Annotated in this window: 22 protein-coding genes and 1 pseudogene; 15 read left to right on the top strand and 8 right to left on the bottom strand. The window is 69.2% G+C overall.

Features of this window, described 5'->3' with window-relative positions:
- Nucleotides 1–86 precede the first annotated feature (86 nt).
- The gene (locus Q9R39_RS24750) at nt 87–161 is read right to left on the bottom strand and encodes a 50S ribosomal protein bL37 (RefSeq protein ID WP_369758845.1); all 75 of its coding nucleotides are present in this window, start codon (nt 159–161) and stop codon (nt 87–89) included.
- A gap of 243 nt (nt 162–404) precedes the next feature.
- Between Q9R39_RS24750 and Q9R39_RS14465 the strand changes: the two genes are divergently transcribed.
- On the top strand, nt 405–620 hold the full coding sequence (locus Q9R39_RS14465; RefSeq protein WP_033206071.1) for a biotin/lipoyl-binding carrier protein: 216 nt from the start codon (nt 405–407) through the stop codon (nt 618–620).
- A gap of 39 nt (nt 621–659) precedes the next feature.
- Complete coding sequence (locus tag Q9R39_RS14460; protein ID WP_065631872.1) at nt 660–2,165, top strand: sensor histidine kinase; 1,506 nt, start codon at nt 660–662, stop codon at nt 2,163–2,165.
- Nucleotides 2,166–2,286: 121 nt separating this feature from the next.
- Here the strand turns inward: Q9R39_RS14460 and Q9R39_RS14455 are convergent, their stop codons facing one another.
- A complete protein-coding gene (locus Q9R39_RS14455; protein WP_004023450.1) occupies nt 2,287–2,541 on the bottom strand; it encodes a WhiB family transcriptional regulator in 255 nt (84 codons plus the stop codon).
- 414 nt (nt 2,542–2,955) lie between these two features.
- Here Q9R39_RS14455 and Q9R39_RS14450 point away from each other — a divergent pair.
- A pseudogene (locus Q9R39_RS14450) lies at nt 2,956–4,145 on the top strand (MFS transporter).
- Here Q9R39_RS14450 and Q9R39_RS14445 read toward each other — a convergent pair.
- Nucleotides 4,082–5,032, bottom strand: a complete 951-nt coding sequence (locus tag Q9R39_RS14445; protein ID WP_176455944.1) for a diacylglycerol kinase family protein — start codon at nt 5,030–5,032, stop codon at nt 4,082–4,084. The pseudogene Q9R39_RS14450 and the gene Q9R39_RS14445 overlap by 64 nt on opposite strands.
- A gap of 129 nt (nt 5,033–5,161) precedes the next feature.
- Here Q9R39_RS14445 and Q9R39_RS14440 point away from each other — a divergent pair, with 129 nt between their 5' ends.
- A complete protein-coding gene (locus tag Q9R39_RS14440) occupies nt 5,162–5,593 on the top strand; it encodes a hypothetical protein (protein ID WP_055475551.1) in 432 nt (143 codons plus the stop codon).
- A gap of 100 nt (nt 5,594–5,693) precedes the next feature.
- Nucleotides 5,694–6,482 carry a ParA family protein gene (locus Q9R39_RS14435; RefSeq protein WP_055475550.1) on the top strand — a complete coding sequence of 263 codons (789 nt, stop codon included), beginning with the start codon at nt 5,694–5,696 and terminating at the stop codon, nt 6,480–6,482.
- Nucleotides 6,483–6,513: 31 nt separating this feature from the next.
- Here the strand turns inward: Q9R39_RS14435 and Q9R39_RS14430 are convergent, their stop codons facing one another.
- Complete coding sequence (locus tag Q9R39_RS14430; protein WP_265968051.1) at nt 6,514–7,788, bottom strand: hypothetical protein; 1,275 nt, start codon at nt 7,786–7,788, stop codon at nt 6,514–6,516.
- A 16-nt stretch (nt 7,789–7,804) separates the two neighbouring features.
- Complete coding sequence (locus Q9R39_RS14425) at nt 7,805–9,415, bottom strand: DEAD/DEAH box helicase (protein WP_311277671.1); 1,611 nt, start codon at nt 9,413–9,415, stop codon at nt 7,805–7,807.
- Between the two features lie 287 nt (nt 9,416–9,702).
- Here Q9R39_RS14425 and Q9R39_RS14420 point away from each other — a divergent pair, with 287 nt between their 5' ends.
- Complete coding sequence (locus Q9R39_RS14420) at nt 9,703–10,416, top strand: ferritin-like fold-containing protein (RefSeq protein WP_078113366.1); 714 nt, start codon at nt 9,703–9,705, stop codon at nt 10,414–10,416.
- 125 nt (nt 10,417–10,541) lie between these two features.
- Nucleotides 10,542–10,772, top strand: coding sequence for a DUF3107 domain-containing protein (locus Q9R39_RS14415; RefSeq protein ID WP_004023442.1), 231 nt, complete (start codon nt 10,542–10,544; stop codon nt 10,770–10,772).
- A gap of 77 nt (nt 10,773–10,849) precedes the next feature.
- Here the strand turns inward: Q9R39_RS14415 and Q9R39_RS14410 are convergent, their stop codons facing one another.
- A complete protein-coding gene (locus tag Q9R39_RS14410; RefSeq protein WP_058251898.1) occupies nt 10,850–11,584 on the bottom strand; it encodes a TetR/AcrR family transcriptional regulator in 735 nt (244 codons plus the stop codon).
- Between the two features lie 66 nt (nt 11,585–11,650).
- Here Q9R39_RS14410 and Q9R39_RS14405 point away from each other — a divergent pair, with 66 nt between their 5' ends.
- The 8 genes from Q9R39_RS14405 (at nt 11,651) to Q9R39_RS14370 (ending at nt 21,655) form a co-directional block, all read left to right on the top strand.
- Nucleotides 11,651–12,694, top strand: coding sequence for a DUF3152 domain-containing protein (locus Q9R39_RS14405; protein WP_055475547.1), 1,044 nt, complete (start codon nt 11,651–11,653; stop codon nt 12,692–12,694).
- Nucleotides 12,695–12,752: 58 nt separating this feature from the next.
- Entirely contained in the window at nt 12,753–13,961 is a 1,209-nt protein-coding gene (gene moeZ, locus Q9R39_RS14400; protein ID WP_211540537.1) for an adenylyltransferase/sulfurtransferase MoeZ, read from the top strand.
- 85 nt (nt 13,962–14,046) lie between these two features.
- A complete protein-coding gene (locus tag Q9R39_RS14395; protein ID WP_055475607.1) occupies nt 14,047–14,901 on the top strand; it encodes a TIGR02569 family protein in 855 nt (284 codons plus the stop codon).
- Nucleotides 14,902–15,138: 237 nt separating this feature from the next.
- Nucleotides 15,139–16,644: a NarK/NasA family nitrate transporter gene (locus Q9R39_RS14390; RefSeq protein WP_078113367.1), complete on the top strand. Its 1,506-nt coding sequence runs from the start codon at nt 15,139–15,141 to the stop codon at nt 16,642–16,644.
- A gap of 37 nt (nt 16,645–16,681) precedes the next feature.
- Entirely contained in the window at nt 16,682–19,270 is a 2,589-nt protein-coding gene (gene nirB, locus Q9R39_RS14385; protein WP_078113368.1) for a nitrite reductase large subunit NirB, read from the top strand.
- Complete coding sequence (locus Q9R39_RS14380; RefSeq protein ID WP_058251896.1) at nt 19,267–19,704, top strand: nitrite reductase (NAD(P)H) small subunit family protein; 438 nt, start codon at nt 19,267–19,269, stop codon at nt 19,702–19,704. Before nirB ends, Q9R39_RS14380 begins: the two co-directional genes overlap by 4 nt.
- Before the next feature lie 5 nt (nt 19,705–19,709).
- Nucleotides 19,710–20,894: a uroporphyrinogen-III synthase gene (locus Q9R39_RS14375; RefSeq protein WP_211540555.1), complete on the top strand. Its 1,185-nt coding sequence runs from the start codon at nt 19,710–19,712 to the stop codon at nt 20,892–20,894.
- Between the two features lie 17 nt (nt 20,895–20,911).
- Nucleotides 20,912–21,655: a sirohydrochlorin chelatase gene (locus Q9R39_RS14370; RefSeq protein ID WP_311277670.1), complete on the top strand. Its 744-nt coding sequence runs from the start codon at nt 20,912–20,914 to the stop codon at nt 21,653–21,655.
- 87 nt (nt 21,656–21,742) lie between these two features.
- Here the strand turns inward: Q9R39_RS14370 and Q9R39_RS14365 are convergent, their stop codons facing one another.
- Entirely contained in the window at nt 21,743–22,045 is a 303-nt protein-coding gene (locus Q9R39_RS14365) for an MGMT family protein (protein WP_311277669.1), read from the bottom strand.
- Between the two features lie 23 nt (nt 22,046–22,068).
- Entirely contained in the window at nt 22,069–22,845 is a 777-nt protein-coding gene (locus Q9R39_RS14360; protein ID WP_078113370.1) for an alpha/beta fold hydrolase, read from the bottom strand.
- Between the last annotated feature and the right edge of the window lie 62 nt (nt 22,846–22,907).

Genomic DNA, 22,907 nt, shown 5'->3' with positions numbered 1-22,907 from the left:
ACCACACGAAAAAGCCCGGGCGGCCTGTGAAGGCCGTACCCGGGCTTTTTGGCTTGCTCGCTCGCCGAGACCGCGTGGTGCGGTGATCAGGCGTTGGGGCGCTTGCCGTGGTTGGCAGCGTTCTTCTTACGAGCACGCTTCTTGCGTCCGCGCTTTCCCATGACGCATCTCCTTCATTGCGGGGCGGGCGCCGTGGGACCGGGCCCGCCGTGTACTGGTTCAGCTGTGCTGAGACAACCCTGGCATCGGCCGGGGAGGACATCCCTGGTGTCATCCGGGGAAGACATCCCTGGTGATCGGGACATCACAGTGTCTCAGGGATTCTCCCACGTACCAAAAACACCTCTGCTGACGCCCCCGGCACCGGGACCTCCGGGTACGACGCCGTGGGCTAATTTGGGTGCATGGCAGAAGACGTTGTGGCAGAGATCGTCGCGAGTGTCCTCGAGGTGCGCGTCGCCGCGGGGGAGCAGATCGAGGTCGGCGACACCCTGGTCCTGCTGGAGTCGATGAAGATGGAGATCCCCGTGCTGGCCGAGGAGCCGGGCACGCTCGCCGAGGTCAAGGTCGAGGTCGGCGACGTCATCCAGGCCGGCGATGTGATCGCCGTCTTCGAGTAGTGAACCGGCCCCGGCCCGTCGTCGCCCCCGTGTCCTGAGATGTCCACCCTCTCCGACCTGCTCGCCGAACACACCACGCTGTCCGACTCGGCAGCCGCGCATCTGCAGCGCCTCGTCGCCGAATGGCAACTGCTCGCCGACCTCTCGTTCGCCGACCTCCTGTTGTCGGTGCGCACGGAGGCGGGCGCGGTCGTCACGGTCGCGCAATGCCGTCCCAACACGGCCTCGACGGTCTTCCCGACCGACGAGGTCGGCCGCGTCATCGACACCGAAGCCCATCCACAGGTGTTGCGCGCCTTCACCTCCGCCCGCATCCTGCGCGACGAGGACCCCACCTGGTTCGGCGCGACGGCCATGCGGCAGGAAGCGGTTCCGGTCGGCTTCGACGGCGAGGTGATCGCCGTGGCGACCCGAGCTGTCGACCTCACCCACCCGCGCCTGCCGTCGCCGCTCGAACTCGCCTATCAGGACTCGGCCGACGACCTGTGCCAGATGGTCGCCGACGGCACGTTTCCGCACGAGGAGGGGAATCCGCGCGGGCTGTCGACGCCCCGCGCCGGCGACGGTTTCGTCCGTCTCGACGGACAGGGACTCGTCACCTACACCAGCCCGAACGCGCTGTCGGCCTTCCACCGGATGGGGTGGACCGCCGAACTCAATCACACCCGCTTGTCCGACGTCGTCAAGCAACTCATCACCGAACCGTTCGAGGCCGACGACGTCGCACTGATGCTCGACATCGCGGCCGGCGTGGCCGAGATCCCGACCGGCCCCTACCGCGACATCGGGATGCGGGTGGAGGCAGACGCCCGCCGGGCGACGGCCCTGATCCGCGCCGTGCCGCTCCGTCCGCGCGGCGAGACCACCGGGACCGTCGTCCTGATCCGGGACGTCACCGAGGTCAAGCGACGCGACCGCGCACTCATCAGCAAAGACGCCACCATCCGCGAGATCCACCACCGGGTGAAGAACAACCTGCAGTCGGTCTCGGCGCTGTTGCGACTACAGGCGCGGCGCACGTCGAACTCCGATGCCCGCGAGGCGCTCAACGAGGCGGTGCGCCGAGTGGCCTCCATCGCGCTCGTCCACGAGTTGTTGTCGGGCAGCGTGGACGAGGAGGTCGACCTCGACGAGGTCGTCGATCGTCTGGTCCCGATCCTGGTCGATGTCGCGTCGGGGGAGGCGAGGGTGGCTGTGCGCCATCGCGATCGGCTCGGCGTGCTGACCGCCGAACTCGCGATGCCGCTGGTGATGGTCCTCACCGAACTCATCCAGAACGCGATCGAACACGGCTTCGACGGCGCGCCGCACGATGACGCCGAGATCGCGGTCGTCGCCGAACGGGATGTGCGCGGCCTTCGAATAGCGGTCCGCGACAACGGTTCCGGTCTTCCGGAGCATTTCGATCTGGCCACGTCCGACCATCTCGGCCTGCAGATCGTCAAGACCTTGGTGTCCATCGAACTGGGCGGTGAGCTCGATGTCCGGTCCAATCCGGGTGGCCCGGGAACCGAAGTGGGTGTCTACATTCCGCTGCGCTCGTGAGCCGTGATCGCCTACCGCATTGTCTGACAGCGGTTTCCGCCGGACAGTGGGGACGAGAGCACGAAAAAACCCGGCCGTGGCCGGGTTTCTTCGAGTCCGGGACGTCGCCGGCCGTCGAGGCCTAGACGCTGCTCCGGGTACGCGTACGTGCGGTACGGCGCTTGAGTGCGCGTCGCTCGTCCTCGCTCATGCCGCCCCACACTCCGGCATCCTGGCCGGACTCGAGGGCCCACGACAGGCAGTCGGCGGTGACGGGGCACCGCGCGCAGACGAGCTTCGCGTCGGCGACCTGTGCGATGGCCGGGCCGCTGGTCCCCACGGGGAAGAACAGTTCCGGATCCTCGTCGCGACAGATGGCCTTGTGACGCCAGTCCATTCCACTACTCCTTCGGGCGCGTTCGCACCACTCGATCGTCTTGCTGGTGATTGTCGGCTGTAACTGTCAGTTCACGCGGCGCACCAAATGTTTCCGCGTTGTTGCTTGTGAATACTTTCACGAATCGGGCCGAAGTCAATGGGTTTGCTTCACACGTGGGCAACATCACGTCGCCCGCCTAGCACTCCGGTCGCGGACTCCCGAAGGGGGGTCCGGGCACTTTGTCTCACGGCCTTGTTGTAGCCTACGCGTCTCGCGGCGGTGCTGTCGACGACTTTCTGCAGGTCGGGACCCCGTCGCCGGTGAAAAACGCTCGTGACGTGGCCGGACGCCGAGGGTAGTGTTCACCACATGCGCCGACGATGTTGATCCACACCGCCCCGGCGGCCCCACCGCAGGCTGACCGCCGCGGCGGTGGGCTCCGCCCTCCTCGAAGACCTCATCCCGCTCTATCCGCTGTACGCCGTCCTCTTCGCCGACCCCGGGATTCCGGGCGCCGGGCTCGGACCCGCCGAGTCTCGGCGCTGTTCGTCATCTGGTCGGTGTCGTCGGTGATCGTCGAGGTCCCCACCGGTGTGCTGGCCGACCGCGTGTCCCGACGGAAGCTGCTGGTCGCCGGTCCGCTGATCACCGCGTCGGGTTTCGCGCTGTGGACGGTGGCGCCGTCGTTCGTCGCCTTCGCCGCCGGATTCGTCCTGTGGGCTCTCGGTGGCGCGTTGCGGTCCGGCACGACACAGGCGCTGGTCTACGACGAGCTGAACCGGCTGGGGCGCTCGCAGGACTACGCCCGACTGACCGGGCTCATGCGGGCGGCCGGGGCCGTCGGAGTGATCGGCGGCACCGCGGCGGCCGCACCGTTGTTCGCGTGGGGCGGTTACGACGCCGCGGGCGCCGCCAGCGTCGTCGCCTGCGTGTTGTGTTCGGTGATGTCGGCGATGCTGCCCGAGGGTCGAGAGGCCGCCGCCGATCCACCGGAACCCGAGGACGCGGACCCCGACCTCGGTTGGCGGGAGATCGTCCGCCACGGCTGGGGCTCGGTGCGGACGCAGCCGGTCGCACGGCGCATGTTGCTGCTGGGTGTGGCGCTGACCTGGGTCGCGGCGCTCGACGAGTATCTCCCGTTGTTGATCGCGTCGTTCGTGGTCGACGCCGCCGCCGCGCCCGATCCGGCAGCAGTTGCGCTGCTGATGATCGTGGTGTCGGCCGGTGACATCGGCGGCGCGCTCGCGGCGGGGCGGTTCCGGTCGGTCGACGCGATCGGGCCGGCGGTGGGGGTGGGTGCGGTCGTGCTCATCGGGTCGGCGCTGTGGGGGCATCCGGTGGGCGCCGCGGGCGTCGCGACGGCGTTCGGCATCCTGGGGTGGGCGCGCGTCGTGGCCGACGCCGAGCTGCAGGACCATCTGAGTTCGGCATCGCGGGCCACCGTCACCTCGCTGGCCGGGATGGGCGAGGAGGTGGTCGCGATCCTGGCCTTCGCCGGCTGGGCGTTGGGGTCGACATGGCTGGGTCCGGCCGGGCTCTTCGCGGCGGCGGCGCTGCCCTACGTCGTGATGTCGGCGGTGCTGATCGGCGGTGCGATGACCGTGAGTGCGTCGCGGCGATGACGAAAACGTATGTCGCGGAACGCCCCGATGTAATCGCCGTCCATCTGGACGTCGATAGGGGCCTCCGCGCGGAAGCACACCTCGTCGACGTCGTCATCCCGGAAGAGGTGGCGTGCCTTGGGATCTGCCTGTGACAGGAGTCGCGTCGCCAGTGGGAGGTTACGGAACACGCCGGTGGAGGTCGCCACGAACACCCCCAGGCCGGTGTGGAAACCGGTGCCGGGGTTGGTGCGGATCTCACGCGGTCCCAGATAGGTCCACGGGCTGGTGTTGGACACGAAACCGTAACGCGCGCCGACGATCCGGTCCCGGCCGGGGATCTCGACGTCGAACGTGGCCGACGAACCGGACTGCTTCAGGAAGCTGGTGATCGTGGTCCACAGGTATCGGGCCGGCGTCGCGGTCTTGCCCGCGTGCCGCTTGTCCTCCATCGCGTGGATGACGACCGCGTCCATGCCCATGCCCGTGTTGAACAGGAACCAGCGGTCATCGGTGTGGCCGAGTCCGATCCGGCGACTCTGTCCCGCGTCGAGGAGGGTGATGATCTGCTGTGTCGCGAGCAGCGGGTCGGGATCGATCCCAAGCGTGCGGGCGAAGACGTTGGCGCTACCGCCGGGGATCACGGCCAGGGCGGGCCGCCGCCGGTCGGGATCGCTGCTCGACGGCGGGTCGAGCAGTCCGTTGGCGGCCTCGTTCACCGATCCGTCGCCGCCGTGCACGATGACGGTGTCGAAGTCCTCGGCCGCGGCGCGCGCGGCGAGCTCGAACGCATGCCCGCGGTGCGTGGTGAGTTCGACGTCGAGGTGGAAATGCGCGCTCAGGGTGTGCGCCAGCGCGTCGCGGCCGGCCGGACTGGTCGCGGTGGCGAACGGGTTGACGATGAGCATGACACGCACGACACCCGAGGATATGGGGTCGTCGCCGCCCGCGCGTAATCGCGCGGATGTGTACGGCGCCATCGCTCCGGTGCGCACACCCGCGGAGGTCCGCGCGAGAGGACCAAATATCCTGGGACGGTGAGCACCGAGAACGGCCGTCCGGAGTCCGACACCGATCCGTCGGTGACCCCGCGCCAGATCAAGATCGCGGGTGCGGTGACCACGCTGCAGGGTCTGGCCGGTGTTGCGGTCGCGGTGATCCTGGTCGTGCGCGGCCTGGCCGGGCACGAGGAGACCACCATCAGCGGCTACGGCACCGCGGCCTGGTTCGGCATCATCGGCGGGGGAGTACTGGTCGGCGGTCTGGCGCTGCTCTCGGGGCGGCGGTGGGGACGCTCGATCGCCATGGTGGCGCAGATCCTGCTGCTGCCGGTGGCGTATTACCTGTTCACGAGCGGATGGCCGGTGTTCGGCGTGCCGCTGGCGCTCGCGGCGCTCGCGGTCCTGGTGATGCTGTTCAGTCCGGCGTCCATGAGGTGGCTCGCCGACGAGCTCGAACCCGAGCGCTGACATCCTCCTCCGGCCGGTTCTCCTCCGTCCGGGTACGCCGCGCAGCCGAGGTGGACTCTCATCCGACGATCCACGCCCGGGCGGTCGTACAGTAGGGCGCATGACGCGCATCCTCGCGATTGCCAATCAGAAGGGTGGGGTCGCCAAGACCACCACGGTGGAGTCCCTCGGTGCCGCCCTCGCCGATCTCGACGTCTCGGTCCTCGTCGTCGATCTCGACCCGCAAGGGTGTCTCACCTTCTCGCTCGGGCACGATCCCGATCAGCTCACCTCCTCGGTCCACGACGTGTTGCTCGGTGACGAGGAGATCGCCGATGTCCTGCTCGACACCGAGGACAAGGTCACCTTGCTGCCGGCGACCATCGACCTGGCCGGCGCCGAGGCGCTGCTGTTGATGCGCCCGGGGCGGGAGTATGCCCTCAAGCGTGCACTCGCGGAGGTGAGCGAGGACTTCGACGTCGTGATCGTCGACTGCCCGCCGTCGCTCGGCGTCCTCACGCTGAACGGTCTCACCGCGGCCGACGAGGTGATCGTGCCGCTGCAGTGCGAGACGCTCGCCCATCGCGGCGTCGGACAGTTGTTGCGCACAGTCCGGGAGGTCCAGCAGATCACCAACCCGAACCTCACGATGCTGGGTGCGGTGGCCACCCTCTTCGACGCCCGGACCACGCACAGCCGCGACGTTCTCGCCGACGTCGCCGATCGGTACGACCTGCCGGTGCTCGACCCGCCCATCCCGCGCACAGTGCGTTTCGCCGAGGCCTCCGCCTCCGGGACGTCGGTCATGCGGGGCCGAAAGAACAAGGGCGCGACGGCATATCGCGCGCTCGCCGAGAATCTGTGGAAGCACTGGGAGGCGGGCGCCGAGGTCGGCACCTTCGAGGTCTGACAGTCGGGTCTGCGGTCGGGGGCCGTGGGGGTCAGCCCGGGCCGAAGGCCTCGATCCGGGGTCCGTGCTGTTCGACGACGATGTCGCCGAGGACACGCAGACTCACCACGGGCGCGGCCGGTTCGCTCCGGGCGAGCGGGATGGACCGGACCTCCCGGCCGGTCGCGACGTCGCGGACGCTGATCCCGGTGGTGCTCGGCAGCAGGAGTTGTCCCGCCATCATCTGGCCGGGTCCCAATGTGCCGGGGACCTGGTAGATCGGATTCAGTGTCTGGGCATTCAGGACGACGGTCGCCTTCCCGGTCCAGTAGGTGACGATCCCGTCGGAGGAGATCGGGGCGCTGCCGGCGGGTGGCGTCGAGTCGCCGGCGACGGTGTTGGTCCCCGCCGCGTTCGCGTCGGTGTCGAACCGGCGGATCGCCGGCCCGCTCTCGGCGTCGAACGTGGGCGGTTCGGCCGGTGCGGCGCCACCGTCGTACACGGCGATCCCCGACGACGACATCGCGATGACCACGGGCGGCGGTCCGCTCACGTCGCCGGTGATGAGGGTCGACCCGTACTGTTCGACCTTCTCGTCGTCGCCGAGTACCGCGCCGAGGACCGTGAGCCGATACCCGGGGTCGTCGGCGCAGCGTTCGACGACGGCTACGCGGTCTCCCGACACCACCGACGAGAACAGCTCGCAGTCGACGCGATCGGGCGCGTCCTCCGGTCGGACCGGCGCCTCGACCCGGCCGTATTCGATTCCGCGAACGAGATTGGAACCCCAGGTCTCCATCCGGCGGGGGCCCTGCGCGACGACGTACCCCGAGTCGGTCGCGAGCCGGACCTCCGGGTCGGCGTCGCTGGTGCGGGCGCCCTTCCGGCTGCCGGTGCCCGCATCGAGCGCGGTCACCTCCGAGCAGCCGCGGCTGTTGCGGTACACGGCCAGCGCCAGATCGGCGCTCCCGGTCCAGGCGGTGCCGACCGCACACAGGTCGAGATCGCGGCTGTACGACCAGAGTTCGCGACCGGTGGCCGGGTCGTGCCCGACCACCCGTCCGCCGTTCCCGGTGACGACGGCGGAGGTGCCGATCGCGGGGGCGCGGGTGGCGTCGGAGTCGGCCCGCCAGCGCGCGACGAAACTCGCGGGCACGGACTGTGCCGGCTGCACCGCGGCGGGTTCGGCCGCGGCCGGCACGCTCGCGGTGTGGCGAACCGGGCTGAGGGCCCAGGCGGTGACGCACAGGGCCGCGACGACGACCACGATGGCCGCGGTGACCGCGAGATCGATCGGGCGGCGCCGTTCGGGCCTGACTCGTGCCACGCGGGTCAGCCGGTGGTCAGTCGGCGACAGCTGCCGTGGACTCCGACGCGCCGGCGTCGGACGCGGCGGTCTGCTCGCCGGCGGGCTTGCGGTTGGCGCCACCTCGACGGCGACGACGGCGGCGCGGCTTCGCGGTGCCGTCAGCGGCAGGCGTTCCGGCGTCGGCGCCGGACTCGGTCGTCGTGGTCTCGGTTGTCGTGGTCTCGGCGGCCGATTCGGTGGACGTCCCATTGGCGTCCGTCTGCCCGCCCCGGGTGCGACGGCGAGTGCGGGTCGAGCGCTTGCGCGGCTCGCGGTCCGCGCGCGTCTCCCGCGTCTCGTCGGGGTCGCGCGGCGGCTTGGCGGCGGCGATCCGCCCCGTCTTCGACTCGTCGATCGACAGGTCCGACCGGAGGTGTTCCGACGTCGAGTAGGTCTCCGGCGGATCGGGGATACCTAGATTCAGCGCCTTGTCGATGAGCTCCCAGCGGTGCAGCTCATCCCAGTCGACGAGGGTCACCGCGATGCCCGTGCGCCCGGCGCGACCGGTACGGCCGATGCGGTGCACGTAGGTCTTGTCGTCTTCGGGGCACTGGTAGTTGATGACATGGGTGACGTCGTCGATGTCGATGCCGCGGGCGGCCACGTCGGTGGCGACCAGCACGTCGATGGTGCCGTCGCGGAACCGCTTGAGCGCCTTCTCGCGGGCGACCTGGCCGAGATCGCCGTGGACCGCGCCGACCTTGAAGCCGCGCTCGGCGAGATCGTCGGCGACCTTCTGCGCGGTGCGCTTGGTGCGGGTGAAGATCATCGTGGCGCCGCGACCCTCGGCCTGCAGGATGCGGGCGACGAGCTCGGCCTTGTCCAGCGCGTGCGCCCGGTAGGCGTACTGCTTGGTGCGGTCGTGGACCGCGGAGTCGTTGGCGTTCTCGGCCCGGATGTGGGTCGGCCGGTTCAGGAACGTGCGGGCCAGGGTGACGATCGGACCGGGCATGGTCGCCGAGAACAGCATCGTCTGACGAGGCGTCGGTAGTGCGGACATGATGCGCTCGATGTCGGGCAGGAAGCCGAGGTCGAGCATCTCGTCGGCCTCGTCGAGAACCAGGATCGACACCTTGCCGAGGACGAGGTGGCCCTGCTGGGCGAGGTCGAGGAGCCGGCCCGGGGTGCCGACCACGACATCGACGCCGGACTGCAGCTCGGCGATCTGCGACTCGTACGGACGGCCACCGTAGATCGAGGTGACCTTCAGGGGACGCTTCGTGCCATCGGCCAGGGTGACCTCGAGCGACGGCGCCGCCACCTGGAGATCGCCGGTCACCTGCACGCACAGCTCGCGCGTGGGCACGATGATCAGCGCGCGGGGCGTGTTGTCCAGCGGACGGACCCCGGACTCCTCGGCATGGGCGAGCCGGTGCAGCAGCGGGATGCCGAAGCCGAAGGTCTTGCCCATGCCGGTGCGGGCCTGGCCGATGAGGTCGTGGCCTTCGAGCGCCAGCGGCAGGGTCAGTTCCTGGATCGCGAAGGTGTGGGTCTTGCCGTCTGCGGCGAGGGCCGAGACGATACGGTCGTCGACGCCGAGCTCGGCGAAGGTGGGGGCGGTGTGGGTGTCGTCGACGATGGTCGTCTGCACGGCGGAATCGCTCATGTGCGGTTGTGTGCCTTTCTGGGCCGGTCTGCGCGCGATGTGTTTCGGTGCGCGCACGGAGAAGGCTCGAAAGTGCACGCGCATATGTCGTAGTGGCACCGGGGATGTGACCGGGTATCGCGAGGAACTCGCAGTTCGGCGAGCAACGCCGTCGTCACATCCACACGCTCGCGCCGGCGAGCACGCGCTCCACGCGCAGCTCAGCGGGCAAGCGACGGGGGGTCCCGTCGGAGTGCACCGCCGTCGAGTGTACTTGGTGCCCCGCGGCGGCCCGCTACCATCACCTCATGGCGCCTGCATCCGACCCGTCCGAGTCGACCCCGTCACCTGCGACGTCCACCTCGGTGGCGTCGGCCGAGATGCGGGATTCGGCGATCGGGAAGCTGTTCGCCGTGCTGCTCGCCGGCGAATTCGCCGCGTTCCACCGGCTCATCGAGGAGTCGGCGATGGCGCCGGATGTGCCCAGCCGCATCGCGATCGCCCGGATGGCGGCCTCCGAGGTCGGCCACTTCGACCGGCTCGCCGAGCGGGTGGAGGCGATGACCGGCCTCGGCGCCGCGGAAGCCGTCGAGCGCTACCGTTCGGTGTTCGATCAGTATCACCGCGCGACGACGCCGAAGACCTGGTACGAGGCGCTGGTCAAGGCGTATGTCGGCGACGGACTCGCGGCCGACTTCTACGCCGAGCTCTCCGACATGCTGCCGCCGGACTCGCAGGCCGTGATGGCCGAGGTGATGTCGGAAACCGCCAACTCCCAGTTCGCCCGTGAACAGGTCCGGGCGGCCGTCGAGGCCGACCCGTCGATCAAATCGGCCCTGGTGTTGTGGGGCCGCCGGCTGCTCGGCGAGGCCATCACCCATGCGCAGTGGGTTCTCGCCGCCGAGGAAGAGGTCACCGATCTGCTCTTCGCCGGGGCCAGTTCGCTGACCGGCGTCGCCGGGTTCTTCGACGTCGTCGCCGGCAAACACGCCGAGCGGATGGCCGACCTCGGCCTAGCCTGAGCCGGACCTGACCACGGCGGAGTCGGCCGACGGTGTTTCGCTCTGAGCGGAGTGGCTGTCCCGCCGCACCCCGGCTGCACTAGCCTTGTGCGGCAAGCGTTGACAGACACCGAGGAGGGCGGCACATGGCCGTGGAAGTGAAGATCGGCATCACCGACAGCCCGCGGGAGCTGACCATCGCGTCGACCCTGACCAGCGACAAGGCCTTCGCCGAGGTCGAGGCGGCACTGGGTGGCAAGCAGCAGCTGTTGTCCCTCGTGGACGACAAGGGCGCCCGCTACCTGATCCCGGTCACCAAGATCGCCTATGTCGAGGTGGGCGCGTCGGAGAACCGCCGCGTCGGATTCGGTTCCTGACCGGCCGCGCAACCAGATCGACGAGAAGGGGCCTGTACGCCGGATGGCGTGCAGGCCTCCCTCGTGTCGCAAGTGGTTCAGGCAGTGCCGTTGACAGTCGGCCCGCTCGCTTCGCTCCCGGCGCCGGTCGCATCCGGCTGCGCGTCGGCCACACTCGGCTCGACAACCGGCTGCGCGTCAGCCGACGCCGTCTGTCGCGGGAAGTGCGACAACCCGCCCCAGAGGAGGGCGACCGTGGTGTCCACGGCGGTCTGCTTGTCGACCGGGCGCTTGGCCTCGAGCCAGTAGCGGGCGTTGACCTGGCTGGCACCGACGAGCCCCGACGCGAGCATCCGCGAACGGTACGGATCGAGACCGGAATCGTGCATGACCAGGCCGTACACGGCGTCGACGCACGCCTCGGTCGCGCCCTCCACCCGGCGGATGACGGCGGGATCGGAGGCGTCGGAGGAGAAGATCAACCGGTAGCCCGAGTTGTCCTGATCGATGAAGTCGAAGAAGGCCTGGACCGCGGCACGGACGCGCTTGCGGTTGTCGGTGGTCGTCCGCAGGGCGGTGTTGACGTCGCTGACCAGCTTCTCGGCGTGGCTGTCCACGACCGCGATGTAGAGGTCGAGCTTCGACGGGAAGTGTTGATACAGAACGGGTTTGCTCACTCCCGCGTGCACCGCGATCTCATCCATGCCGGCCGCGTGGTAGCCGCGTTCGACGAAGATCTCACTGGCCGCGTCGAGCAACTGCATACGTCGTGCGCTGCGCGGCAGGCGAGTGCTGCGGCCGGGCACGGCGGACGCGTTGGTTGCGGTCGACATGCCCAAGAGAGTACTCGGCGGAGCTTCCTGCGCAGTATCGGTGGTCTGCTGTGAGAAAGTTGACCGGTGAGCCGCACAGAGGACGGTGGCCCCGGGTCCGAGCGTGGCCGGGTGCGTGCCAAGGATGTCGGCCCGAGATCGTCGGGACGCCCCAGACCGGACCAGCCGCTACGAGCGCGCTGGGACCCGACCGACGACAGCGGACGTCCCCGCGTCGACCGCGATGCCCAGCCGGAATACAAGAAGCAGTCGGCGCTCGGGCGGTTCGTCTCGACCTATGGGTGGCGTGCCTATGCGATTCCGGTGCTCACGATCCTGACGATCGCGCTGATCGTCGTCACCATCCGGGACGGCCGGACCGATGCGCTCGAGCCGGCGGCGGCCGCCAGCCCCGACTCCGCGGCGCGCAACACCGACATCAGCAAGGAGACCCGCCCGATCGGTGCCCCCACCGGCGACATCCAGGCGGCCGCGCTGCCCGCCGGGACGCTGCCCCAGGGCGGCCCGTTCACCGACCGGGCCCGCAAGACGTTCCGGGTCCTGCGCGGCGGCGGTCCGCCCGTCGGCACCGGCGGGCAGGTGTACACCTACACGGTGGAGGTGGAGAACGGCCTCAACCCGCAGGACTACGGCGGTGACCCGACCTTCGCGAAGATGGTGGACACGACGCTCGCCAACCCGCGCAGCTGGATCGGCGACGGCCGCGTGTCCTTCCGCCGTGTCGACCGCGGCGAACCCGACCTCCGCATCTCGCTCACCTCGACCGGCACCACCCGCGAGTTGTGCGGCTACCAGATCCGCCTGGAGACCTCGTGCTATTACCCGCCGCAGGCGCGGGTAACGCTGAACGAAGCCCGATGGGTGCGCGGTGCGCTGTCCTATCAGGGTGACGACGTCGCCTACCGGCAGTACCTCATCAACCACGAGGTCGGTCACGGCATCGGCTACGAGGCGCACGAGGCGTGCCGCGAGGACGGCGCGCTCGCGCCGATCATGATGCAGCAGTCCTTCGGCGTCGCGAACTCCGAGATCATGGCTCTGGACCCACAGATGAAGGCCAACCGGACCTTTGTGTGCCGTCCCAATCCCTGGCCGTTCCCCACCCGCTGACCGGGAATGCCGCCGCGGACTCATCCGTTGTGCCGGGGGTACGTAGTCAGCCCGAACAATGGAGGCGTTCGTGTCATCGCAAGGGTCGCCCACAGGGTCGCTGCCGCCGCTGGTGGGACCGGCCGCGGAACTGAGCAACGAAGAGGTGGCCCGCTACAGCCGTCACCTGATCATCCCGGACGTGGGGATGGACGGTCAGAAGCGTCTGAAGAACGCCAAGGTGCTGGTGATCGGCGCCGGCGGACTGGGTTCGCCGACACTGCTGTACCTCGCTGCGGCGGGCGTCGGGACGATCGGCATCGTCGAGTTCGACATCGTCGACGAATCCAACCTGCAGCGCCAGGTCATCCACGGCCAGTCCGACATCGGCCGGCCCAAGGCCGAGAGCGCGCGGGACTCCATCCTGGAGATCAACCCCTTCGTCACCGTCAACCTGCATGACCAGCGGCTCGAGCCCGAGGGTGCGATCGAACTGTTCTCGCAGTACGACCTCATCCTCGACGGCACCGACAACTTCGCGACCCGGTACCTGGTCAACGACGCCGCGGTCCTCGCGCACAAGCCCTACGTGTGGGGGTCGATCTACCGCTTCGAGGGTCAGGCCTCGGTCTTCTGGGAGGACGCCCCCGACGGCCGCGGGCTCAACTACCGCGACCTCTACCCGCAGGCACCGCCGCCCGGGATGGTGCCGTCCTGCGCCGAAGGCGGTGTACTCGGCATCCTCTGCGCCTCGATCGGATCGATCATGGGCACCGAGGCCATCAAGCTGATCTGTGGGATCGGCGAGCCCCTCCTCGGTCGTCTCATGGTGTACGACGCCCTCGACATGACCTACCGGACCATCAAGATCCGCAAGGATCCGGAGGGTGAGCGGATCGCCGGTCTCATTGACTACGACGACTTCTGCGGTGTCGTCTCCTCGGAGGCGTCCGACGCCGCCGCGGGGTCGACGCTGACCGCCGTCGAACTCAAGCACAAGATCGACGCGGGCGAGAAGCTGGCGATCATCGACGTCCGGGAGCCCGTCGAATGGGACATCGTCCGCATCGACGGCGCGACCCTCATCCCGAAGGGCGACATCCTCTCCGGCGAGGGTCTCGCCAAGGTGCCGCAGGACCGGCCCACCGTGCTCTACTGCAAGACCGGCATCCGGTCCGCCGAGGCGCTCGCTGCGCTGAAGCGAGCCGGTTTCGCCGACGCCACGCACCTGCAGGGCGGCGTGACCGCGTGGGCGAACCAGGTCGACAAGACGTTGCCGGTCTACTGAGCCCGGTCATCGATCCGCACGTCGGTGCGGGTGGTTGCCGCGTGCCTTCCGGAAACGGACTACCGCGCTCGGTAATCTGGCCGACGTGAACACCGTCGAGCCGCCCGGACACGTGTTGAACACGTTCGGGCTCACCGCCCACCCGCCCATCGCGATGGGGGAATCGTGGGTCGGCGGGTGGCGTGTCGGCGAAGTCGTGCTCTCACTGGTTCCCGACCACGCGCGCGCCGCGTGGTCGGCGTCGGTGCGCGAATCCCTGTTCGTGGAGGGGATGCGCATCGCGCGTCCGTTCCGCGCCACCGACGGCCGGTACGTGGTGTCGGGCTGGCGGGCCGACACCTACATCGCCGGGACGCCCGAACCACGGCACGACGAGGTCGTCCTGGTCGCCGACCGGCTGCACGAGGCGACCGCCTCGCTCGAACGGCCCCGGTTCCTGCTGCAGCCGCCTGCTCCGCCGCACACCGACGTCGACGTGTTCACCGCGGCCGATCGTGCCGCCTGGGAGGACGTCCCGCTGCGCTCGGCCCGGGCCGCCGGTATGGCCGAGCCGACCGCACCCGACGGTGTGCAGAGCGTCGACATGCTGAAAACCCTTGCGAAGCTTCGTAAGCCGGTGGACCTGCCGTCTCAGGTCGTGCACGGTGACCTCTTCGGCACGGTGCTGTTCGCCGGTGCCGCGGCCCCGGGGATCACCGACATCGTCCCGTATTGGCGGCCCGCCCCGTGGGCGGCGGCGGTCGCGGTGGTCGACGCCCTGGCGTGGGGTGGTGCCGACACCGAACTCATCCAGCGATGGTCGGATCAGCCCGAGTGGCCGCAGATGATGCTGCGGGCGACGATGTTCCGGTTGGCCGTCCACGCGCTGCACCCGCGGTCGACCTCGGGCGCACTGCCCGGGTTGCAGCGAGTCGTCGAACATGTACGTTTACTCGTATAACCGCAGCTCACAGCCCTGACTGACCGCTGACAGGGTTCTCACAACGCCCGTGTGACGGAGTGAGGACAACGTGACGATGCGGTCACCTCGCGGAAAATCCGCGCAACACGCCCCCTCCACACTTGGTCTCGAGTCGCACGACACCGGTGTCGGCGTCTTCCACGACAGCCACCACTGCACGCAGCCCTGTGCACGGCAGTGACACCACGTAGACCAGCAACCATCGGAGGCGGAGCCTTGGCATTCGCAGATCTCAGAGCACAACTGACACGGGACCACACGATCACCGACTGGGACCCGGAGGACCGGGTCGCCTGGGACAACGGCAATGCCGCGATCGCCAAGCGCAATCTGATCTGGTCGGTCATCTGTGAGCATGTCGGATTCTCGATCTGGTCCCTGTTCTCGGTGATGGCCCTGTTCATGGGCCCTGAGTACGGCATCAGCATGGACCAGAAGTTCGTCATCGCCGCCACCGCGACGCTGGTCGGTTCTTGCCTGCGTATCCCGTACACGCAGGCCACCGCCAAGTTCGGCGGCCGCAACTGGGCGATCTTCTCCGCCGTCGTGCTGCTCATCCCGACCGGGCTGACGATGATGCTGATGATGAACCCGGGCGAGTTCGGGTTCGGCTGGTTCCTCGCCGTCGCGGCCATCACCGGTTTCGGTGGCGGCAACTTCGCGTCGTCGATGACCAACATCAACGCGTTCTACCCGCAACGGCTGAAGGGCTGGGCGCTCGGACTCAACGCCGGCGGCGGCAACATCGGCGTGCCGGTCGTGCAGGTCATCGGTCTGCTGGTCATCTGGCTCGCCGCCGACCAACCCGAGATCGTGTGCGCCATCTACCTGGTCGCCCTGGCCGTCGCCGGTATCGGTGCCGCCCTCTACATGGACAACCTGGACCACCAGACGGCCAGCGGCCGGGCGATGCTCGACTGCCTCAAGTACCGCGACACGTGGCTGATCTGCCTGCTCTACATCGGTACGTTCGGTTCCTTCATCGGCTTCGGGTTCGCGTTCGGCCAGGTCCTCAACATCAGTTTCACCGAGGCCGGAGTCGCGAAGCCGGCGCTGGCAGCAGCGCAGATCGTCTGGATCGGTCCGCTGCTGGGGTCGGTCATCCGTCCCTACGGCGGAAAACTGGCCGATCGCGTCGGCGGTGGCAAGGTGACGCTGTACACCTTCATCGCAATGGTCTTCTCCGCGGCGATCCTCGTGGTCGCCGGCACGATCGCCGACAACAACGGCAAGACGATCACCGGCGCCACGTTGACGGCCTTCATCATCGGCTTCATCCTGCTGTTCCTGCTCTCGGGCCTGGCCAACGGGTCGGTCTACAAGATCATCCCGACCATCTGGGAGCACAAGGCGCAGGCGCGGAGCGGACTGAATTCGCTCGGGAAGACGAAGTGGTCGCGGAGCATGTCCGGCGCGCTCATCGGGATCGCCGGTGCCGCAGGCGGTCTCGGCGGTGTGGGCATCAACCTGGTGCTGCGCGCCAGCTACCAGTCCAACAAGTCGGCGACGATGGCCTTCTGGGTGTTCATGCTCTTCTACGTCCTGGCAGCGGTCGTGACCTGGTGGTTCTACGCCCGGCGCCCGATCGTCATCGCGGAGACCACCGATCTCGCGATCACCGGTGCCCATGACGAACCGGCATCGACTGTCGACGGGACCGCATCGACCGGTGCTGCCGCCGAGGGCACCGACAAGCAGGCAACCAAGGAAGCGCTGGCCTGATCCTCACGGGACCGGCGAGGCAAGGGAGCAAAGAGCAGTGAACAGCGAAACCGCAACGCGCACAACCAAGACAGTGGTGGTGGTGGGCCATGGCATGGTCGGTCACCGCTTCGTCCAGGCGCTCCGCGAGCGTGACGCGACCGACCTGTGGCGTATCGAGATCGTCAGCGAGGAGATCGACCCGGCCTACGACCGGGTGGGGCTGTCCTCGTATGTCGGTGCCTGGCTTCGGGATTCTCTCGCACTCGAGGGGAACACGTACGCCGGGGACGATCGGGTCGTCACGCATCTGGGCGAGACCGTCACCGGCATCGATCGAGACGCCCGCCGGGTCGTCACCTCGAGCGGTCGCGAGATAGACTACGACGCAGTCGTTCTGGCCACCGGTTCCTACGCTTTCGTCCCGCCGGTTCCCGGTCACGACAACGACCGGTGCTTCGTCTACCGCACCCTCGACGACCTCGACGACATCCGGGCCGCGGCCGAGGCAGCCGGTCCGGGTGCGACGGGTGTGGTCGTCGGCGGCGGCCTGCTCGGACTCGAGGCCGCCAACGCACTCAAGCTCATGGGGATGACCCCGCACGTGGTGGAGTTCGCCCCGCGTCTGATGCCGATGCAGGTCGACGAGGGTGGCGGCGCGATCCTGAAGAACCTGGTGACCGAGCTCGGACTCGAGGTCCACACCGGGGTCGGGACGTCGGAGATCGCCGACGCCGAGGACGGCGGCCTGCGGGTCACGCTGTCCGACGAGTCGACGATCGACGCCTCGCTCGTGGTGTTCTCCGCCGGCGTCCGACCGCGCGATCAGCTCGCTCGGGACGCGGGACTGGCCGTCGGCGAGCGCGGCGGCGTGCTCGTCGACGCCGGTTGTGGAACCGACGACGAGAACGTCTACGCCATCGGCGAGGTCGCCGCCGTCGAAGGCCGCTGCTACGGCCTCGTCGCCCCCGGTTACTCGACCGCCGAGGTGGTCGCCGACCGTCTGCTCGGCGGGACGTCGGAGTTCCCCGGTGCCGACCTGTCCACGAAGTTGAAGCTCCTCGGCGTCGACGTGGCCAGCTTCGGCGACGCGTTCGGCACCACCGAGAACGCGCTGGAGATCACCTACCACGACGCGGTCGCCGGCCGGTACGCGAAGATCGTCGTCAGCGACGACGCGAAGACGCTGCTCGGCGGAATCCTGGTCGGCGACGCATCGGCCTACGCGATGCTCAAGCCGATGGTCGGCCGGGAGATCCCGGGCGACCCCGCTGCCCTCATCGCACCCGAGGGCGGTGCTGCGGTGGGTATGGACGCACTGCCCGACGACGCGGAGATCTGCTCGTGCAACGGCGTCTCGAAGGGTGCCATCTGCTCGGCGATCGCCGACGGTGCGTGCGACATCGCCGCGGTCAAGGGCTGCACCTCGGCCGGCACCACCTGCGGTGGCTGCCTGCCCAGCATCAAGCAGCTGCTCGCCGCGTCCGGGGTCGAACTGAGCAAGTCGCTGTGCGACCACTTCACCCAGTCGCGCGCCGAGCTGTTCGAGATCGTCGCGGTGACCGGTATTCGGACGTTCTCCGAACTCGTCGACCGGTACGGCACCGGGCAGGGTTGCGAGATCTGCAAGCCGACTGTCGCGTCGATCCTCGCGTCGACCTCCAGCGACCACATCCTCGAGGGCGAGCAGGCCGCGCTGCAGGACACCAACGACCACTTCCTGGCGAACATGCAGAAGAACGGCTCGTACTCGGTCGTGCCGCGGATGCCCGGTGGCGAGGTCACGCCCGAGCAGCTGATCGTGATCGGTGAGATCGCGCGCGACTTCGGGTTGTACACCAAGGTGACCGGCGGCCAGCGGATCGACCTGTTCGGTGCGCGCGTCGACCAGTTGCCCGAGATCTGGCGGCGCCTCGTCGACGCCGGGATGGAGTCGGGGCAGGCGTACGGCAAGAGCCTGCGGACGGTGAAGAGTTGCGTCGGTTCGACGTGGTGCCGGTACGGCGTGCAGGACTCGGTCGGCATGGCCGTGCTCCTGGAGAAGCGGTACCGCGGACTGCGCTCACCCCACAAGATCAAGTTCGGGGTCTCGGGATGTGCCCGCGAGTGCGCTGAGGCGAGGGGCAAGGACGTCGGTGTCATCGCCACCGAGCACGGCTGGAACCTCTACGTCGGCGGCAACGGCGGCCAGAGCCCGAAGCATGCGGTGCTGCTCGCCAGCGGAGTGGATGACGAGACCCTCGTCGCCTACATTGATCGGTACCTCATGTTCTACATCCGAACAGCCGATCGACTGCAGCGCACGGCGCCGTGGCTGGAGTCGCTCGAAGGTGGTCTCGACCATCTGAAGGACGTGGTGTGTGAGGACAGCCTGGGGCTCGCCGCCGAACTCGAGGAGGCGATGGCCCGCCACGTCGGCGGTTACCAGGACGAGTGGGCCGCGGTGCTCGCGGACGAGGACAAGCTGAAGCGGTTCGTCTCGTTCGTGAATGCGCCCGATGTCGTCGACCCGACGATCCGGTTCTCCGAGTACGAGCGCAAGGCGCCGGTGCTGCTCGACATGCCGGCGGTCCGTCCGGGTGCGACCGCTCCGTCGGGCCCCGATGGAGTGAGCGAGCGACCGGTGAGAGAAGGAGTGCCCACATGACCATCGCGCCAGGGGAGGCCGACACCATGTCCGCAGAGACGACGCCCACCGGCGCCGCCACGGTGTGTGAGGGGAGCTGGGTGCGCGCGTGTTCGATCGACGATCTGATCGTCGGTCGCGGCGTCGCCGTGCTGGGTCCCGAGGGTGTGCAGGCCGCGCTGTTCCGTCTGCCCGCCGCCGAGTCCGATCGCGAGGCGGCGCCCGGGCGCTCCCGCCTGTACGCGATCGGCAACATCGATCCGTTCGGTCGCGCCGCGGTCCTCTCCCGGGGACTCACCGGCGACCGCGGGGGCGAACCCACCGTCGCCTCGCCGCTGGGCAAACAGGTCTTCGCGCTGCGCACCGGGATCTGCCTGGACGACGAGACGGTGTCGGTCCCCAGCTACGGTGTGCGGGTGGTCAACCGCATCGTCGAGGTGTTCTTCCCGGCGTGAACACCATGACCCCCGCCGGTGCAGACCCTGCCGGCGCAACCTCACCGGACCCCGACCCGTTGCCGCTCGCCGGTTTCACGATCGGGATCACCGCCGCGCGTCGCGCCGAGGAGTTCGCGGTACTGCTGGAACGACGAGGTGCCGAGGTGATGCAGGCGCCGACCATCCGCATCCTGCCGCTGGTCGACGACACCGAACTCGAGCGGGTGACCGAGGAACTCATCGCCCACCCGCCCGAGGTGATGGTCGCCACGACCGGTATCGGCTTCCGCGGGTGGGTCGAGGCCGCCGACGGGTGGGGCAACGCCGAGGCCGTCCTACGGGCGCTGTCCGAGAGCCGGCTGATCGCACGCGGCCCGAAGGCCAAGGGCGCGATCCGGGCGGCGGGGCTGCGCGAGGAGTGGTCGCCGGAGAGCGAGTCCTCCTCGGAGGTCCTCGACCGGCTGCTGGAAGAGGGCGTCGACGGCGTCCGGATCGCGGTGCAGTTGCACGGTGCCACCAGCGAGTGGGAACCGCTGCCGGACTTCTGCACGGTGCTGCGCGCCGCCGGTGCCGAGGTGGTGCCGATCCCGGTGTACCGCTGGCACATGCACCCCGACGTGGCGCGCATCGACAAGATGATCGGCGCGGTGCTCCGCGGCGATCTCGACGCGATCACGTTCACCAGCGCCCCGGCGGCGGCGTCGATCCTGACCCGTGCCAAAGAACTCGGCAAGCTGCAGCAGTTCATCCACGCACTGCGGACCGCGGTACCGGTCATGTGCGTGGGTTCGGTGACCGCCAGTCCGCTGGAGGCGCTGCAGATCCCGACGATCTACCCGCGCCGGTTCCGTCTCGGCGCGCTCGCGCGCCTGATCACCGACGAACTGCCGCGGCGGAGCCACCTGCTGCGGGTCGCCGGGCACGACACCGCCATCCGCGGCCAGGCGGTCGTGGTCGACGGTGAGCTGCGGGAGATGTCGGCGACGAGTCTGCTCCTGCTCAAACTGTTGGCCCGCAACCCCGGTCGCGTGGTCTCGCGGCGGGAGTTGCTCGCCGGTCTGCCCGGCGACAGCTCCGACACCCATGCGGTCGAGGTCGCCGTCGCGCGACTCCGTGCCGCACTGGGGGATTCGAAGATGGTACAAACCGTCGTCAAGCGTGGTTACCGGCTCGCGGTCGACCTCGAGTACGACGCCGAAGACGAGTGAGAAGGAAGCGAGAACACATGCACGACAACCATGTACGGCTTCCGCATGGTGACCGGTTGCAGGGGTACAGCCCTGTCCTGGTCGCGCACGGGACCCGCAACCCGCACGGGGTCAACGTGATCGCAGAGATCGCCGAAGCCGTCAGCGACCGCATCGGGCTCACCCGCACCGCATTCGTCGACGTCCTCGGGCCGACGCCGAGCGAGGTCATCGCCGACCTGGAGCGTCCGGCGGTGCTGGTGCCCGCGTTCCTCGCCTCGGGCTACCACGTCCGCAAGGACCTGCCCGAGCACGTCGCGGCCGCCGGCCGGGCGGACACCGTCGTCACCCGGGCGCTGGGTCCCGATCCGGCCATCGCCTCGGTCGCCCGACTCCGTCTGGCCGAAGCGGGCTGGGAACCGGGCGATGCGGTCGTGCTCGCCGCCGCCGGGTCGTCGGACGAGAGTGCCTGCGGGCAGGTTCATCTGGCCGCCCGGCAGCTGGAATCGCTGATCGGCGGACGGGTCGAGGTCGGGTTCATCACGACCGCGACCCCCACGGTGCCCGAGGCGGTCGAGCGGGCCCGGCGCACGGGACGGCGGGTCGTGATCGCCAGCCACCTCCTCGCCCCGGGCCTGTTCCATCAGCGCCTGAGCACCTACGGCGCGGACGCGGTCGCCGCACCCCTGGGGCCGGACCCCAGGATCGTCGACCTGATCGTCACGCGGATGCGCGCGGCCATCAGTCCGTACCGACGTGTGCCGGTCCCGCGCCACGTCTGAGCTGCCCTGCAAACCCACCCTTTTTCGGCATATCCAGCACCCTCCAAGGGGGTGGGTATGCCGAGAACAGGTGGGTTTGCGGGTCGGTCACGTGGCGGGGTCCCACCGGCACTCGCGCAGTCGGATTCGCCCGTCGGTGATCGGAACACCCTCCGCCCGTAGCCGTTCCAGCTGACGAGTCGCGAGATGCGGCGCCGGCCGGCCGCCGGCGGGCACCACACGGTGCCAGGGCAGGTCGGCCGAATCGGTCCGCATGATCCAGGCGACGATCCGCGGGCTCGACAACCCGGCTGCGGCGGCCAGGTCGCCGTAGGTGCTCACCTGGCCGGCCGGAATGGCCGACACGAGTGCACGGACCCGTTCGACCTGCTCCTCGGTGATGGCTGCCATCGTCGCCTCGACAGATGTCGTCGCTACAGCAGCGATCGGACCAGCGCGGCCGCGAGCCCGGGCTCGAGGAACGGCACCATGTGGCCGCAGTCGGCGTGGTGGACGGTGACCTCGTCGCCGCGCTCGCTCGCGCACGCATCGAGGAAGGCCGGCCGCACGAACGGGGGCTGGACCTGGTCGGCGACCACCACGTGGGTGGGCACACCTGGCGGCGGAAGCACTGCGGGCCTTGCCATCTCGCTCCACGACGCCGCTGCGGCGGGTGCGCTCACCCGCCAACCGACCCGGCCGCGCGGCCGGGGGACGAGGTGTTCGGCGAGTTCGGCCTCCATGAGCTCGTCGGGAACGGCGGCCCAGCCCTCCGCACGTTTCGCGGCGCGGGCGGTGTCGGCATCCGCGTAGTCCCAGTTGTCGAGGCTGTCGGTGGCCACGTCGAGCGCGAATTCGGGGTCGAGGCCCTGCGCGGGGTCGAGCAGCACCAGCCCCTTCACCGCATCCGGGCGGCGGTTGGCCAGGTGCAACGCCAGCGCGCCACCGAACGAGTGACCCACGACGACCACCGGCTGCTCATCGGCGGGGATGTGTTCGTCGATCACCGCGGACAACGCCCGCACCTGGTGCTCGATGCTCCACGGCGGTCGCCACGGGGACCGGCCGTGACCGATCAGATCCGGCGCGACGAGGCGCACGCCGGGGAGGTGATCGGTCAGCGCTGCCCAGCGGCGGCCGTGCCCGGTGAGTCCGTGGATCGCGAGAACCGCAGGACCGCTGCCGAAGACATGCGTGTTGAGAGCTGTCACCCGTCCATCCTGCCGTACGCCGCGCGGCGGACTCTGACACAGGTCGCGGGGACACAGGTCGC

The organism is Gordonia sp. AC31 (genome assembly GCF_031844505.1).
Taxonomy (GTDB): Bacteria; Actinomycetota; Actinomycetes; order Mycobacteriales; family Mycobacteriaceae; genus Gordonia; species Gordonia hongkongensis.
Note: the sequence above shows the minus strand (reverse complement) of the source record. Positions and strands in the feature narration are given on the sequence as shown.

Coding starts and splice junctions, on each gene's coding strand:
- Q9R39_RS14455 (WP_004023450.1), bottom strand. CDS start 2,541: ATGGACTGGCGTCACAAGGCCATCTGTCGCGACGAGGATCCGGAACTG.
- Q9R39_RS14420 (WP_078113366.1), top strand. CDS start 9,703: ATGGCGCCTGCATCCGACCCGTCCGAGTCGACCCCGTCACCTGCGACG.
- Q9R39_RS14460 (WP_065631872.1), top strand. CDS start 660: ATGTCCACCCTCTCCGACCTGCTCGCCGAACACACCACGCTGTCCGAC.
- Q9R39_RS14415 (WP_004023442.1), top strand. CDS start 10,542: ATGGCCGTGGAAGTGAAGATCGGCATCACCGACAGCCCGCGGGAGCTG.
- moeZ (WP_211540537.1), top strand. CDS start 12,753: ATGGAGGCGTTCGTGTCATCGCAAGGGTCGCCCACAGGGTCGCTGCCG.
- Q9R39_RS14445 (WP_176455944.1), bottom strand. CDS start 5,032: ATGCTCATCGTCAACCCGTTCGCCACCGCGACCAGTCCGGCCGGCCGC.
- Q9R39_RS14410 (WP_058251898.1), bottom strand. CDS start 11,584: ATGTCGACCGCAACCAACGCGTCCGCCGTGCCCGGCCGCAGCACTCGC.
- Q9R39_RS14465 (WP_033206071.1), top strand. CDS start 405: ATGGCAGAAGACGTTGTGGCAGAGATCGTCGCGAGTGTCCTCGAGGTG.
- Q9R39_RS14435 (WP_055475550.1), top strand. CDS start 5,694: ATGACGCGCATCCTCGCGATTGCCAATCAGAAGGGTGGGGTCGCCAAG.
- Q9R39_RS14425 (WP_311277671.1), bottom strand. CDS start 9,415: ATGAGCGATTCCGCCGTGCAGACGACCATCGTCGACGACACCCACACC.
- Q9R39_RS14380 (WP_058251896.1), top strand. CDS start 19,267: ATGACCATCGCGCCAGGGGAGGCCGACACCATGTCCGCAGAGACGACG.
- Q9R39_RS14370 (WP_311277670.1), top strand. CDS start 20,912: ATGCACGACAACCATGTACGGCTTCCGCATGGTGACCGGTTGCAGGGG.
- Q9R39_RS14365 (WP_311277669.1), bottom strand. CDS start 22,045: ATGGCAGCCATCACCGAGGAGCAGGTCGAACGGGTCCGTGCACTCGTG.
- Q9R39_RS14375 (WP_211540555.1), top strand. CDS start 19,710: ATGACCCCCGCCGGTGCAGACCCTGCCGGCGCAACCTCACCGGACCCC.